The sequence below is a fragment of the Rhodobium orientis genome (assembly GCF_003258835.1).
GTDB lineage: Bacteria > Pseudomonadota > Alphaproteobacteria > Rhizobiales > Rhodobiaceae > Rhodobium > Rhodobium orientis.
In genome coordinates this window covers 40,224-54,335 of record NZ_NPEV01000040.1, presented here as the reverse complement: position 1 = coordinate 54,335, position 14,112 = coordinate 40,224, and the positions used below count along the sequence as shown (strand labels likewise).

General features: G+C 66.0%; 14 protein-coding genes. 13 read left to right on the top strand and 1 reads right to left on the bottom strand.

The features are described from left to right. Positions 1-221: 221 nt before the first annotated feature. Positions 222-1,448 (bottom strand): CaiB/BaiF CoA transferase family protein, encoded by a 1,227-nt coding sequence (locus tag CH339_RS16785; protein ID WP_111435527.1) that lies wholly within the window; start codon positions 1,446-1,448, stop codon positions 222-224. 278 nt (positions 1,449-1,726) lie between these two features. Between CH339_RS16785 and CH339_RS16780 the strand changes: the two genes are divergently transcribed. From CH339_RS16780 to CH339_RS16720, 13 genes are all read left to right on the top strand, one after another. After that, a complete protein-coding gene (locus tag CH339_RS16780) occupies positions 1,727-2,938 on the top strand; it encodes an ABC transporter substrate-binding protein (protein WP_111435526.1) in 1,212 nt (403 codons plus the stop codon). Positions 2,939-3,012: 74 nt separating this feature from the next. Then, a complete protein-coding gene (locus CH339_RS16775) occupies positions 3,013-3,762 on the top strand; it encodes an SDR family NAD(P)-dependent oxidoreductase (protein ID WP_111435525.1) in 750 nt (249 codons plus the stop codon). Positions 3,763-3,766: 4 nt separating this feature from the next. Then, positions 3,767-4,678: an NAD(P)-dependent oxidoreductase gene (locus CH339_RS16770; protein WP_111435524.1), complete on the top strand. Its 912-nt coding sequence runs from the start codon at positions 3,767-3,769 to the stop codon at positions 4,676-4,678. Further along, on the top strand, positions 4,675-5,565 hold the full coding sequence (locus CH339_RS16765) for a branched-chain amino acid ABC transporter permease (RefSeq protein ID WP_111435523.1): 891 nt from the start codon (positions 4,675-4,677) through the stop codon (positions 5,563-5,565). Before CH339_RS16770 ends, CH339_RS16765 begins: the two co-directional genes overlap by 4 nt. After that, on the top strand, positions 5,558-6,547 hold the full coding sequence (locus CH339_RS16760) for a branched-chain amino acid ABC transporter permease (protein ID WP_111435522.1): 990 nt from the start codon (positions 5,558-5,560) through the stop codon (positions 6,545-6,547). Before CH339_RS16765 ends, CH339_RS16760 begins: the two co-directional genes overlap by 8 nt. Next, the gene (locus tag CH339_RS16755) at positions 6,544-7,323 is read left to right on the top strand and encodes an ABC transporter ATP-binding protein (protein ID WP_244669170.1); all 780 of its coding nucleotides are present in this window, start codon (positions 6,544-6,546) and stop codon (positions 7,321-7,323) included. Before CH339_RS16760 ends, CH339_RS16755 begins: the two co-directional genes overlap by 4 nt. Continuing rightward, positions 7,316-8,044, top strand: coding sequence for an ABC transporter ATP-binding protein (locus CH339_RS16750; protein WP_111435520.1), 729 nt, complete (start codon positions 7,316-7,318; stop codon positions 8,042-8,044). The genes CH339_RS16755 and CH339_RS16750 overlap by 8 nt, the downstream gene beginning before the upstream one ends. A 10-nt stretch (positions 8,045-8,054) precedes the next feature. Beyond that, entirely contained in the window at positions 8,055-8,867 is an 813-nt protein-coding gene (locus tag CH339_RS16745) for an N-acyl homoserine lactonase family protein (protein WP_111435519.1), read from the top strand. Between the two features lie 66 nt (positions 8,868-8,933). Further along, the gene (locus CH339_RS16740) at positions 8,934-9,569 is read left to right on the top strand and encodes a GntR family transcriptional regulator (protein WP_111435518.1); all 636 of its coding nucleotides are present in this window, start codon (positions 8,934-8,936) and stop codon (positions 9,567-9,569) included. A 69-nt stretch (positions 9,570-9,638) separates the two neighbouring features. After that, positions 9,639-10,217: a cysteine hydrolase family protein gene (locus CH339_RS16735; protein WP_111435517.1), complete on the top strand. Its 579-nt coding sequence runs from the start codon at positions 9,639-9,641 to the stop codon at positions 10,215-10,217. Between the two features lie 236 nt (positions 10,218-10,453). Continuing rightward, a complete protein-coding gene (locus CH339_RS16730; RefSeq protein WP_245408159.1) occupies positions 10,454-11,686 on the top strand; it encodes an FAS1-like dehydratase domain-containing protein in 1,233 nt (410 codons plus the stop codon). A gap of 30 nt (positions 11,687-11,716) precedes the next feature. After that, positions 11,717-12,901 (top strand): CoA transferase, encoded by a 1,185-nt coding sequence (locus CH339_RS16725; protein WP_111435516.1) that lies wholly within the window; start codon positions 11,717-11,719, stop codon positions 12,899-12,901. Next, positions 12,898-14,106, top strand: coding sequence for a CaiB/BaiF CoA transferase family protein (locus CH339_RS16720; protein WP_111435515.1), 1,209 nt, complete (start codon positions 12,898-12,900; stop codon positions 14,104-14,106). Before CH339_RS16725 ends, CH339_RS16720 begins: the two co-directional genes overlap by 4 nt. Positions 14,107-14,112 lie beyond the last annotated feature (6 nt).

Sequence of the window (14,112 nt, the reverse complement as noted above, 5' to 3'; positions counted from 1 at the left end):
GATCGCCGCCCCCGGATCGCTGCCCGTCTACATCATCAACACCAACGAGGAATTCATGATCGCACGCCACGCCGTCACTCTCCTGAACGCCAGGAACGCGGCGTAACATTTCCCCACAGGTTTGCAGCCGCCGGAAGGACGGTGGCTGCAAACCATGCTTCTAGCCCTGCCGTGCCCCGCCGCTCTCCGGCAGGTCGTCCCATCGCCCCGCGGCCTGCGGCTCACGTCCCGGTTTTTGCCTCCTTCGGCCGTGCCCAGAGTTCGGCATGCGGGTCTGCGGCCACGGCCGCGCCGGACTGAAGGATGCCTGCGATCGCATCAGCGTCGTAGCCCAGCCGGGCAAGGAGGCTTTCGGTATCCTCGCCGAGCAAGGGGGGGCCGTGCGAAAGGCCGTCGTCCCGCAACAGGGAGGGCAGCGGCAGGTCCGGCGTCTCGAACTCGAAATCCTTGAAGGAAAAACCGGAAATCTTTCCGGGGGCCTGCGCTTGAGGGGTGGCCAGCACGCGGTCAGCCGAGAGGACTTCGGTATGGCCGACACCGCTTGCCGACAACCGTTCGGCCAGGTCGTCATAGGTGAAGCCGGAAACGGCAGAGCGCACGATGGCCTCCACCTGCGGCCGTGCTTTCCGGCGGGCACGCAGGGTGTCGAGAGCCGGATCGGGATCGATGCCCGCGGCGGCGCAGAACTTGCGCCAGTGGTCGTCGCTCAGCATCACGAGGTAGATCCACCTGCCGTCCGAGGTCTCATAGGCGCCGTATCCGGGAATGCTGAATTCCGCCGAAGGCTCCGTTTCGGGACGGCCCAGCAGTTGCGATTTCAACTGGACGGCCAACAGGTCCCGCGCGGCAATGTGCAGGCCGGTCTCGTAAAGGCCAAGTTCGATGTTGCGCTCGCCCTCAGCCCCGGCAAGCAACGTCGCAAGGATGGCAATGGCCGCATAACATCCCGCGAACTGGTCGTGGTAGGACGGCCCCAGCCGGGACGGGCGCCCGTCCACCCGGTTGGAGAACATGACGCCGGTCGCCGCTTCGGCAATCGGGTTCGATGCGACTTCTTCGGCGAGGGGACCGGCGCCATAGCCCTTGATATGGCAGAAGATGATATCCGGATTGAGGGCGTTGCAGTCCGCAAAGGTGGCGCCGAGCTTTCGTGCGGCGCTGGGCGAGAGATTGTGCACGACGATGTCCGCCTCGCTGACCAGCTTGCGGAAGATCTCCCTGCCGGCCCCGGACTGCAGGTCGAGGCAAAGGCTCTTCTTTCCCCGGTTGAAGGCAAGGTAGCTGCCGCTCGGCCCGCCGCGCACCAGCTTGCGCGTGGTTTCCCCCGCCGGCGGTTCGATCTTTATGACCTCGGCGCCCATCTGCTGCAGAATGTGCGTGGCAAAGGGGGCCGCGATCATGCTGCCCAGTTCGATGATTGTTTTTCCCTTCAGGACTGGATTGTCCATGGCGCTCTCCCGCTTCCACGATGCCGCTTCCTCGGCGGCGTACTGGCCGAATGACTCTCATGGCGGCGCTTCGCGCGCAACAAAAAATGCATTATATATCGAAATATCGTGCTCACGTCCCAGCGCTGATGGAGCGAAAAGGGCGGAAATTGGCATTCCTGGTGCGATTTTTTCGTTTTCGATCAGATGGGCCAGAATATTAGTGCATTATATATTGACGCGGCCCCATAAGCGCGACTATCGTCATTCGCGAAAAAAAATCCATGGGAGGAGTACAGATGTTTCCGAAGTTGAGGGGGGCGGTATGTGCCGCCGTTGCGCTCGCAGCCGGCACCTTTGCCGGGCCGGTGGCAGGCGCGGAAATCGGTATCGATCAGGAAAACAAGGTCGTTACCGTCGGAGCGTTCACGCCGGTGACGGGGCCGGTGCCGTTCTATGCAATCCTGACCCACGCCGCCGATGCGTACTACAAGAACCTGAACGAGAACGGCGGCATCGACGGCTGGACCGTGAACTACGTCACGAAGGATGACGGCTACGATCCGGCCCGGTCCGTTGCCGTCACGCGCCAGATGGTCGAGGACGACGGGATATTTGCCCTGTCGGCGCCGATCGGCACGGCAACGAACGTCGCCGTGCTTCCCTATGCGCGCGAGGTCGGGCTTCCGGTCGTCGGCCCGATCGGTGGCGCCAGCGCGTTCTTCGTCGAGCCGACGGTGTTTCCGCTGCTGCCGGACTATGGTTGGTCCGCCGCCTCGAACCTCGACTACGCGATCAGCGATCTCGGGCTGACCAAGGTGGCGCTGCTGTGGGAAAACGACGAGCTCGGCAAGTCGGCCCAGCGCGGCGTCGACGCCTATATGGCCAAGGCCGGCAAGGAGCTCGCCGAATCCGTGCCGTTCGACGTCAAGACGACGAATTTCAGCCCCCATATCCGCCGCGTCGCCAATTCCGGTGCCGAGGCGGTGATCCTGTTCGGATCGAACGCCAACCTCGCCGCCGCCCTCAAGGCGGCCGACCTGCAGGGGCTCGACGTGAAATGGTTCGCGCCGTTCTTCACGGCCGACCCGTCGACGCGCAAGCTGACGGGCGGGCTTCTGGACGGCGTCTATTTCTCGTCCTGGCTGCTGCCGGTCTCCAGCGACGAGCCGGAGATTGCGGCCTATCGCGACGCCATGGCGAAATACTACCCCGATGATCCGGTCGGCGTCTTCGGCCTCAATGGCTGGAGCAATGCCGCGATCTTCCACAAGGGGTTCGAGGCCCTGCTCGCCTCCGGCAAGGAATTGACGCGGGAAAACCTGGTCGCCGCATTGGAGACCCTGGACGGAGCAGCGGTGGGCGGTGCCCGCGGCGTGACGTTCAAGCCGGGCGACCATCGCGGCACGCGCCAGGAGGGCATCATCCAGGCAACGGCCGACGGATTCGAGCTGGTGCAGGAATTCCGCCCCTATCCTGCCGTGGTCTTCGACGCTTCCAAGAGCCAGTAGAGCCAAAAAAGAGCCTGCGCCCGCGCGGCGGCGCAGGCTCTATCCTCCAGCTATCGACATTTCAGGAGGCAGGGATGACCCTGACACCAATCAGTGCGCCGGCGCGCATGGATGACAAGATTGTTCTGGTAACAGGTGCGGCAGGCGGGATCGGACGCGCGACCACGCTGGCCCTTGCCGAAGCGGGCGCCACGGTGATCGCGACGGACATCGCCGACAACGCCGATTTCGGCCGCAACGACGTGATCTTTCGCCGCTACGACGTGACATCGCGCAACGAGACGGACGCGCTCGTTGCCGACATTCTCAAGGATCACGGCCGGATCGACGGCCTCGTGCTGTGCGCCGGAACGATCTCCCACCGCCCGCTGACCGAGTCCACCGACGAGGAATGGCGCGCCATCCTCGACGTCAATCTGATGGGCGTGGTGAACCCCGTCCGGGCGATCTTCTCGGTCATGGAACGCCAGGGCGCGGGCAAGATGGTCGCGCTCGGCTCGATCGCGGCCAAGATCGGCGGCGTCGCGTCGGGGCCGTCCTATGTGGCGGCGAAATCCGCGGTCCACGGCCTGATGAAATGGGTCGCCAAGGCCGGTGCTTCCAAGGGCATCTATGCCAGCATCATCGCGCCCGGGCCGGTCGAGACCCCGATGTGGGAGACCGTCACCCAGCGCGCCGCCCCGTCGGCCAACGGCAACGTGCCGCTCGGGCGCTTCGGCCAGCCCGAGGATATCGCGCAGGCCATCCTGTTCCTGTGTTCGCCCGCTTCCAACTGGATCACCGGTACCGTTCTTGACGTGAACGGCGGCATGTTGATGGATTGATATCGTGAGCAATTCCGAAACGATCGGTTTCATCGGTCTCGGCGTCATGGGAGGCCCGATGTGCGGCAATATGGCGGTCAAACATCCCGGCCGCGTGCTCGCCTTCGACCTCTCCGACGAGGCTCTTGCGGAGGCCGAAGCCGCCGGCGCCGTGCGCTGCACGTCCGTTGCGGACCTGGCGGCGGAGGCGGACGTGATCTTCCTGTCCCTGCCCGGAGGCCCGCAGGTCGAGGCGGTGACGGATGAAATCCTCGCGCAGGCGACCTCGTGCACCGCCGTGGTGGACCTGTCGACCACGCCGGTCGAACTCGCCCGAAAGGTAGCGGCCAAGCTGGCCGAACGCGGCATCGCCTTCGCCGACGCTCCCGTCGCCCGGACCCGCGAGGCGGCGCGCAAGGGGGCGCTGGCGATCATGGTCGGGGCGCCGGCCGAGCTGTTCGAGCGTATCAGGCCGATGCTCGACTACATCGCCACCGACATCTCCCATGGCGGCGACGTCGGCGCGGGACAGGTCCTCAAGCTGGTCAACAACATGCTGGTCTTCGCCAATACCGTGGCGCTGGCCGAGATGATGGTGCTCGGCGAACGGGCCGGGGTCGCGCCCGAAACGCTGCTTGAGGTGGTCTCCAAGGGGTCCGGCGACAGCTTCGTCCTGCGCAACCACGGCATGAAGGCGATGCTGCCGAGGGCGTTTCCGGAAAAGGCGTTTTCGCCGGAATACGTGCTCAAGGACATCTCCTATGTCTTTGAGATGGCGAAAAGTGCCGGGGTCGACCTGCCGGCGGCGGAGGTGGCGCGCAGCTACTACGAGGCGGCGACGCATACCGACCTGTCCGGGCGCTACTTCCCCGGCGTCATCGAGCTTGTCGAAAGCGGCGCCATGGGCGCGGCGGTGAAACGGGACGATGTGGCATGAACGACGTCCTGCGCGATCTCTTCCCGCTGGCCTGGTCGGGCATGATCACCGGCTGCCTCTACGCCCTCGGCGCCATGGGCCTGGTGATGATCTTCAAGTCCTCGCGCGTGGTGAATTTCAGCCACGGCAACGTCGCCGGCTTCGCCGCCTTCCTGATCTACGGCTTCTCCAGCGGCGTGCTGCTCGATCTGAGTTGGGGCGCGGCGGTGCTGCTGACGATCGTCGCGGTCGTCGCGATCGCTTGTCTGACCTATGCGGTGATCGCGCCGCTGGTGTTCGATTCCGACCTGACCGCGACCATCGCCACTCTCGGCATCGGCCTCATCGCCCAGGGCGCAACGCTGCTGATCTTCGGTGCGGACATTGTCAGCCTCGACCTGCCGATCCCGCGCTTCAGCACGTCGGTGCTCGGGCTGCGCATCACCGGCTACGACCTGACGGTGCTTGGCGTCGCGATCGTGACCATCGGCGCGCTGTTCTTCGTCATCGACTACACCAAGCTCGGCATCGCGTTCCGGGCGATCTCGGAGAACTCCTTTGCGGCCGAGGTCTGCGGCCTGAACCTGCGCTCGATCCACCTGTTCTCCTGGGTCGTCGCGGCGGTGCTCGGCGTCGTCGGGGCGCTCTTGATCGTGCCGACCACGTTCCTCAGCGTCACCACCGTCGCCGCCTTCATGCTGCAGGCCTTCGCCGCCGCAGTGATCGGCGGGTTCGCAAGCCTGCCGGGCAGCCTGATCGGCGGCATCCTCATCGGCGTTCTGATGAACCTCTTCACCTTCTATGTCTCGCCGCAGTTCAGCAGCACCTTCCTGCTGTGCATCATCCTTCTGGCGCTGAACATCTTCCCCAACGGCATTCTCGCGCGCGTCGGAGGCTCCCGTGTCTGATCATCCCGTGACGATCAAGGCCGTCCACCCGCCGCTGCCCGAACGCCTGCGGGAGCTGGTCGCCTCGGACCTTGGAAGCTATGTGCTTGCTGTGGTGTTGATCGTGCTGCCGCTGCTGGTGAGCGGGTCCTGGATGTTTGCCATCGGGGTCTGCTTTGCCAACGCCATCGGCGTGCTGGCGGTGAGTTTCCTGGTGCGCTACGGCGGCGAAGTGTCGATCGGGCACGCCTTCTTCGCCGCGGTCGGGGCCTATTCGGTGGCCATTCTCGACACGCGTTTCGGCCTGTCGCTGCTCGTGAGCGTGCCGCTGGCGCTGGTCCTTGGCGTCGTCACCGGCGTTGCCTTTGCCTGGCCGTCGCGCAAGCTGTCGGGCATCTACCTTGCGGTCTCGACCATGGCGCTGGCGCTGGCCGTGCCGGAGCTGATCAACAACACCGACGCGCTGACCGGCGGCTATGAAGGGCTTTATGTGTCCAAGCCGCTGATCCCGGGTCTGCCGATGTCGTTCCAGCGCTACTACGTCGCGCTGGCCGTCTTGATCGCCGTCGTCTTTGCGCTCGCCCGGTTCCGCCATTCGCGCCAGGGCCTGACGATCCTGTTGTCCAAGGCGCATCCGGCTGCCGCCGATGCCTTCGGCACGCGCCAGGTCTGGGCCCGCTGTGCGGTGCTCGGCATCAGCGGCGGCATCGCCGCCCTTTGCGGGGCCATGCTCGCCTTTGCCGGATCGACCGTCTCGCCGAGCGGCTTCACGCTCTGGTCCTCGATCTTCCTCCTGGTCGGCTCCGTCGTCAGCTTCTATGGCCTGACCCTCGCGCGGGCCCTGATCGGCGGCGCGTTCCTGACGCTCGTGCCGCAGTTCCTGTCCGCCTCCGGCGCCTGGATCCCCGTGTTCTACGGGCTGGCGCTCCTCGGCATGATCCTGCTCGGCCATTACCTGCCGCGTCTGAAGGAGATGATGGCGCGGCATGGAGGGACAGCATGATGGATGTGGCGACAAAATCGCTGACAGGCCAAGGCATCGCCCTGTCCTTCGGCGGCATCGAGGTGCTCAAGGGCCTCGACGTTGAATTTCGTGCCGGCGAGATCACCGGCCTCATCGGTCCGAACGGGGCGGGCAAGACCAGCCTCTTCAATTGCCTGACCGGCGCCTATCACCCGCAGAAGGGGGCTATCAGCTATGCCGGGCACAGCCTGGAGGGTCTTCCGCCGGCGGCCCGCGCCCAGAAGGGCATCGTGCGCAGCTTCCAGCACGTGGCGCTCAGCCCGGACCTGACCGTCCTGGAAAACGTCATGATCGGGGTCGCGCGCAACTACCATTCCGGCTGGCTCCATGCATTCCTCCCCACCGTCCGGGGCCGCCACGAAAAGGCGGAGATGCGCGCCGATGCCGAGCGTGCGCTGGCCGAACTGGGCCTCGCCAAGGCCGCCGACAAGATGCCCTCCGAACTCCCCCCGGGCATGTTGCGGCTGGTGGAGATCGCCCGCGCCATCGTCGGCCGCCCCGCCGTCCTGATGCTCGACGAGCCGGCGGCCGGGCTGAACAACTCCGAGACGCGGGACCTGATGCGCAGCCTCAGCGCGCTTGCCTCGCCCGACCTGGTGATGGTCGTGGTCGAGCATGACATGGATCTGGTGATGTCGATCTGCGACCGGATCTATGTCCTCAATTTCGGTGCGTTCGTCGCCTGCGGCACGCCTGCGGAGGTGCGAAGCAACGAAGAAGTGGTGCGGATCTACCTGGGCAGCGACGATGACTGATCTCTTGAACGTGTCGGGCCTGTCGGTCTTCTACGGCGCCAAGGCGCAGGCGGTGGAAAACGTGTCCTTCGCGGTGCCCTCCGGCAAGGTGGTCGCCCTGCTCGGGGCCAACGGCGCCGGCAAGACCTCGATCATGAAGGCGATCGCCGGGCTGATCCCGGCCCGGGGCGCGATCAGCTTCGACGGTGTCGACCTCGCCGGCACGCCGGCGCGCGAGCGCGTCAAGCGCGGTATCGTCTACGTTCCGGAGGGGCGCGAGATCGTCCGCGAAATGACGGTGCGCGAGAACCTCGTTCTCGGCGGCTACCACCTCGGCGGCCGGGAGCGGAAGGATCGCACCGCAATGGTGCTCGACCTGTTCCCGGAGATCGCCAACAAGGCGGACGGTGCGGCCTGGCGGCTTTCCGGCGGCGAGCAGCAGATGCTGGCGATCGGGCGCGGGCTCATGGCCGGGCCGCGCCTGCTGCTGCTGGACGAGCCGTCGCTCGGCCTGGCGCCGATGCTGGTGCGGCGGGTGTTCGACCGGCTGCGCGCGATCCGGCAGGAAACCGACCTCGGCATCGTCCTGGTCGAGCAGAACCTCGTCATGTCGATGCGGCTCTGCGACGACCTCTACTTTCTGCGTGGCGGCATGCTGGTCGGCCACCGCAGCGCCGAAGAGCTGAAGGACAGCGCCGCCCGCCAGGAGGCCATCGACGTCTATCTCGGCGCGGCCGCGTGAGGAAAATGCCATGACGGAAACCATCTGGAAGATCTACGGCATCCGCCATGCCGTGAACACGGTGAGGACCCGGGGGAACAATTTCATCCTGGAGGCCGATCCGAATGTGCCGCTGGTGCTCGACTTCTATTCCTGGGTCCTGGTCTCGGGCGACCGGCACATCGTCGTCGATACGGGCATGGCGCCGCAAAAGGCTGCCTTGCACGGCCACACCCATGTGCTCAGTCCTGTGGAAGGATTGTCGGCTCTGGGCGTCGACGCGGCAGCGGCGGACACGGTGATCCTGACCCATGCCCATTACGACCACATCGGGTTTCTCGATTCCTTCCCGGCCGCGCATTTCCACATGCAGGCCGAGGAGATGGCCTATGTCACCGGGCCGTGGATGGAAAAGCCGTGGTTTCGCCGCGCCTACGAGGTCGACGAGATCCAGCGCCTGGTCGCCCTGTTGCACGCCGGACGCCTGACACTGCACGGGCGCGAAGCTGAGATTGCCGACGGCGTCACCGTGCATTGGGTGGGGGGACATTGCGCCGGGCAGGAGGTCGTGCGGGTCCGCACCGCGCGGGGCTGGGTCGTGCTGGCCTCGGACGCCCTCCATTACTATGAGGAGTACGAGCGCGGCGTTCCCTTTGCCGTCGTCTTCAACTCCTCCGACATGATCGCCGCGCATGACACCATAAGGGCGCTTGCCGATAGCGACGACCACGTCCTGCCCGCCCACGATCCGCGTATCGCCGCGATCTATCCCGAGGCCGAGGGGGTCGGATCGGAGCACATCAGACGGCTTGATGTGGCCCCCGGCCAAGGTGACGCAGAGTGATAAATTGCATTATCCTGTCGGCCCGATGGTATAAGGCTTCCGAAGAATGCGCGGAAGGTTACCACATTGAAGCATCAGACGAAGGAAGAGCTGGTCGCGGACTATTTGCGCGAGGGCATTATATCGGGCCAGTTCCCTCGCGGATCGAAGCTGAAGCAGACCGAGATCGCCGAGATGATCGGCACAAGCATCACCCCGGTGCGCGAGGCCATCAAGCTGCTCGAGGCCGAGGGGTTCATTCTCGGGACGTCGCATCGCGGTGCGATCGTGGCGCCGTTCGACATCGATGCCGCCGAGGAGATCGTCGACCTGCGGGTGACGCTGGAATGCAAGCTGGCACTGCGCGCCATGGACAGGCTGACCTCAGAGCAGTTGCAGGAGCTGCGCGATTTGCAGGAGCAACTGGAGGCCGCGGCCTCGCGCGGCGACCGGGATGCGGTGCGCAGCATCAACTACCGCTTCCACGAGGTGCTCTATCTGGCTGCGAACCTGCCGCAGACGCTGCGTTTCGTGCGGGCGCTGTGGGCGCGCTATCCGTTCGATCTGATCAACAAGCTGGAAAACCGCGTCGAGCGGGCATCCGCAGAACACCGCGAGATGCTGAGCGCCATCCTGACGCGCGACGAAAGCGCGATGCTGTCGGCGTTGCGGACCCATATCCGCGCCGGCTGGGACGAATTCAAGGCAGGCTACTCCGGGTAGCGCAGGTCCGCTCTCCTGCGCGGCGCGGTGCGGCTGTCGACCTCACCGCAACTTTGTAAGGAGACCGGAATGCCTGCAAAAAGCATCCTGCTCGTCATGGATATGCTCAACGACCTCGTCCATCCGGACGGCATGGGGGCCAAATCCTACGTCCCGCTGTGCCAGGAGAGGGGGGTCTATGACGCCACCAAACTGGCCATCCGCCGCGCCCGCGAGGCCGGGGTTATGGTGGGCTATGTGCGGGTCGGCTTCTCGCCCGACTACGCCGAATGCCCGCCGGGCTCGCCGGTCTTTTCCAAGGCCCGCGACAACAACGTCTTCACGCTCGGCGGCTGGGGCACGGAGGTGTTTCCCGATTTCGCCCCCGAGGAGGGCGATCCGGACATCGTCAAGCACCGGGTCAGCCCGTTCTATGGCACCAAGCTCGAACCGCTGCTGAGGGCGCAGGGCATTTCCCGCCTCATCCTCACCGGCGTTTCCACCAACGGCGTCGTGTCGGCCGCGGTCCGCGAGGGCCACGACCGGGACTACGAGTGCGTCCTGCTTGAGGATTGCTGCGCGGGCGCGACCCGCGAAGAGCATGACTTTGCTCTGGCTGGTCTTAAGCGCTACGCCACCGTTACATCGGCGGGCGATTTCACCATCTGACCATCCTTTCCATGGAATAATGCACAAAAATGGGGTTCGTTAACGCTCTGGCGGGCCGCAAAGGCCCATGCTTGCGCTAAAACACACCTCTGGATGTGAAAATAATGCATTACGCATTGCTTCTTGTGTTGACGAAAAAAAATATAATGCATTAAGTTAGCCCCAATGGCCGACCGGGCCGCCGGGCGCACCAAACACTGCGCCATGTCGTGATGCATGAACAGGAGACGCGAACCGTGATCACCGCCGAGAAGATCGAAAAGACCAAGCACGACGACGCCAGCGGCATGGGCGGCGCGCCCGCCGAGGGCAAGATCACCGACGAGGCGATCGCGGCCGCAAGGGACATGATCGGTCTGCAATTGCGGCCCGAGGGTCCTTACCTTCAGGACGCCACCTCCGACACGCTGCGCAATTGGTGCAACGGCATCGGCGACCTGAACCCGCTCTATCGCGACACCGGATACGGCGCGGCCTCGCGCCACGGCATGCAGCTCGGCCATCCGATGTTCCCGATGGCCTTCGGCTGGATCGGCCGCACCCGCTGGGGCCTGCCCGGCGTGCACGGCTTTTATGCCGGCAACGACTGGGAGCTGTTCCGCCATGTGCGCCCCGGCGACCGGGTCAGCGCCGTGGAGCGCGTTATCGGCATCGAGGAGAAGGAATCGAAGTTCTCCGGCCGTCTCGTGCTGCAATATGTCGAGGCCAGCTACTTCAACCAGCATGGCGATCTGCTCGCCCGGGCGCTCGGTACCTGCACCCGCCACGAGCGCAAGGCCGCCCGCGACGCCGGCAAGTACAAGGACATCAAGACCCACGAATATACCCAGGAGGAGTACGAGGCGCTCGATGCCTGCATCATGGAGGAGCCCCAGAAGATCCGGGGCTCCAAGGTGCGCTACTGGGAAGACGTGACCGAGGGCGAGAGCCTCGACACCATCGTGCGCGGCCCGCTGTCGCTGATGGACACGATGGGCTTCCTCGTCGGCTGCGGGCGCGGCCACACCCATGGCGTGGTGTTCCAGGCGGCGATGAAGCACCCGGGCCATTTCTTCCGCAATCCCGAGGCCGGTGGCGGAATCGAATATACCGGCATCGGCCACCACCGCGAGAGCACGGCCAAGGAGGTCGGCGTTCCCGGTGTCTATGACTACGGGCCGCAGCGCTCGTCCTGGATGGCATCGCTGGTCACCAACTGGATGGGCGATGCCGCCTTCCTCAAGCGCGTGCGCACCGAGATGCGGCGCTTCAACACCATGGGCGACAGCACCTGGTGCAAGGGCAAGGTGACGAAAAAATACGTCAAGGACGGCCACGCCCTCGTCGATATCGAGATCTGGGGCGAGAACCAGCGCGGCGAGGTCACCACGCCGGGCGTCGCCACCGTGGCCTTGCAGTCGCGCGACCCGGAGCTTCGGGTGTTCCTCGATGGCGGCAACCTGGAGCTCGACCTGCCGGTCGTGCGCTGAGGTCAACCGACAAGGGGAGGGCGCCCGGCCATGCAACAGGACACTCCACTCGCCGGCATCCGTGTGGTGGAACACGCTGCCGGCGTGGCCGGCGCCTGGGCCGGACGCCTCCTCGCGGCTATGGGCGCGGAGGTCATCATGGTCGAGCCTCCGACCCTGTGCCCGTTACGCAAGGAAGCGCCGCTTTTTGCGAACGGCGAGAGCGCGCTCTTTGAATATGTCGCGGCCGGCAAGCGCAGCGTCGTCTGCGATCTGGAAACGGCGGTCGGGCGCGACGTCCTCGCTGCTCTGCTCGACACGGCGCAGATCCTGATCGACGACACGCCGCTGCAACAGCGCCCGCAATGGGGTCTCGACCGGGAGGGGGTAGCCGCGCGCCATCCCGACCTGGTGCATCTCTCGGTTCTGCCGTTCGGTGCCAGCGGGCCGAAGGCCGGCTGGACGGCCTCAGAAATCAACCTCATCCACGCCGGCGGGGAAGGCTATCTCCTGCCCAACGGGCTGTCGGCGCACCTGTTTCCGGACCGCCCGCCGCTCAAGATCGCCGGACACTTTGCCGAATTGCAGGGCGGGGTCGCGGCGGCCCTCTCGGCGCTGTCCGCGCTCTGGTTCGGAACCGGGCAGTTCGTCGATGCCTCGGTCCAGGACGCGAATGTGGCGGTCGGCGCCTTTGCGCTCCAGCGCTATGGCGACGGCTCCATCGAGCATCGCCACACCCGCTCCTTCCGCTATGGCGGGGTCATCGAATGCCGGGACGGCTATGTCGAGCTGCTGACGCTCGAGGAGCGCCAGTGGCAGGGCCTCGTGCACCTGATGGACGACCCGGAATGGGCGCGGGACGAGGAACTGAACGACCCCGTGACGCGCAGCGAGCGGGGCGATGCGATCAATGCCGCGATCCGCGCCTGGGCACGCGAGCACGACGTGGAGGAACTGGTCGCGCGGGCCCAGAAGCTCGGCGTCCCGATGGCCCGCTACAACACGCCCGAACAGATCCTGACCGGCGGGCACGAGACCGCCCGCGGCACTTTTCAGGATGTGGATGTCCCCGGTGTCGGCGAGGTCAAGATCCAGGCCGCGCCGTTCCGCTTTTCCGAGGCCCCGTTGGCCCTGTCGGCCGCGGCGCCGGCACCCGGCGCCGACCAGGACCTGGTGACGAGCGGCGCAGCGGCGGCGAGCCGTGCAGGGGCAGCAGCAAGGACGGCCACGGCATGACCCCTCGTTCCGGCAAACCCCTTTCCGGCATCCGTATCGCCGATTTCACCGTCCACGCGGCAGGACCGTTCTGCACCCACATGCTGTCGCAGCTCGGCGCCGAATGCATCAAGATCGAGAGCGCCCAGCGTCTCGATATCTTCCGCAAGCCCCATGCCGTCTATGGCCGCGCCGGGCCGGCGACCTTTGACCAGGTCGCTTCCAACAAGCTTTCGGTGCGGCTGAACCTCAAGCACCCCGAAGGCGTCGCGCTTGCCCGGCGGCTCGTTGCCGCCTCGGACGTTGCGGCCGAGAGCTTTCGCGCCGGGGTCATGGAGCGCCTCGGGCTCGGCTATGCCGACCTGTGCCAGGTCAAGCCCGACATCGTCATGACCTCGGTCTCGTCCTCGGGGCAGACCGGCCCGGACAGCCATTTCGCCGGCTACGCGCCGTTGTTCGGCGCCTGGGGCGGTCTGGGGCACCTGACCGGCTACGAGGACGGGCCGCCGGTCGAGATGCGCCATGTCATGGACCACTCGGTCGGCATGAACGCGGCCCTTGCGACCGTTGCGGCGCTGCATCGCCGCCGTCGCACGGGTGAGGGGAGCCATGTGGACATCGCCGCGCGCGAGGTCGCATCGTCCCTTGCCGGGGATGCCCTGACTGCCGCGTCGGCCGGGGTCCGCATGCACCGCATGGGCAACGCCGACCCGCAACGGGCGCCGCACGGGCTCTATGCCTCCCGGCAGCACGATCGCTGGCTGTCGATCGCGGTGTCCAGCGACGACGAATGGGCGGCGCTCACCGGGATCATCGGAAAGCCCGAACTCGCGTCAGACCCGCGTTACGCCAACGCCGCCGCGCGTGTGGCCGCGCGGGACGAGGTCGATGCCGTGGTCGCGAACTGGGCGGCTTTCGTGGAGGCGGACGAGGCCGCCGAGATGCTGCAAGAGGCCGGCATCGCCGCGCACGTCTCCTGGCGCGCCGAGGACATCGCCAGGGATCCGCATCTGGCGGAGCGGGGCGCGGTCGTGTCCGTCTCCGAAACGGATGGCGGCCACCGCATGGCGGTCGGGTTCCCCGCACGGTTCTCCGGCACCGACGCGCCGGGGCTGGATCGCGGCACGCCCGGGCTCGGCGAGCACGAGGAATATGTTTACGGCGAAATTCTGGGGTTGGGGCGGGCCGACCGGGCACGTCTCGTGGAAGACAGGGTCATCTACTGACCGCAC

Coding starts and splice junctions, on each gene's coding strand:
- CH339_RS16785 (WP_111435527.1), bottom strand. CDS start 1,448: ATGGACAATCCAGTCCTGAAGGGAAAAACAATCATCGAACTGGGCAGC.
- CH339_RS16780 (WP_111435526.1), top strand. CDS start 1,727: ATGTTTCCGAAGTTGAGGGGGGCGGTATGTGCCGCCGTTGCGCTCGCA.
- CH339_RS16775 (WP_111435525.1), top strand. CDS start 3,013: ATGACCCTGACACCAATCAGTGCGCCGGCGCGCATGGATGACAAGATT.
- CH339_RS16765 (WP_111435523.1), top strand. CDS start 4,675: ATGAACGACGTCCTGCGCGATCTCTTCCCGCTGGCCTGGTCGGGCATG.
- CH339_RS16755 (WP_244669170.1), top strand. CDS start 6,544: ATGATGGATGTGGCGACAAAATCGCTGACAGGCCAAGGCATCGCCCTG.
- CH339_RS16750 (WP_111435520.1), top strand. CDS start 7,316: ATGACTGATCTCTTGAACGTGTCGGGCCTGTCGGTCTTCTACGGCGCC.
- CH339_RS16745 (WP_111435519.1), top strand. CDS start 8,055: ATGACGGAAACCATCTGGAAGATCTACGGCATCCGCCATGCCGTGAAC.
- CH339_RS16735 (WP_111435517.1), top strand. CDS start 9,639: ATGCCTGCAAAAAGCATCCTGCTCGTCATGGATATGCTCAACGACCTC.
- CH339_RS16725 (WP_111435516.1), top strand. CDS start 11,717: ATGCAACAGGACACTCCACTCGCCGGCATCCGTGTGGTGGAACACGCT.
- CH339_RS16720 (WP_111435515.1), top strand. CDS start 12,898: ATGACCCCTCGTTCCGGCAAACCCCTTTCCGGCATCCGTATCGCCGAT.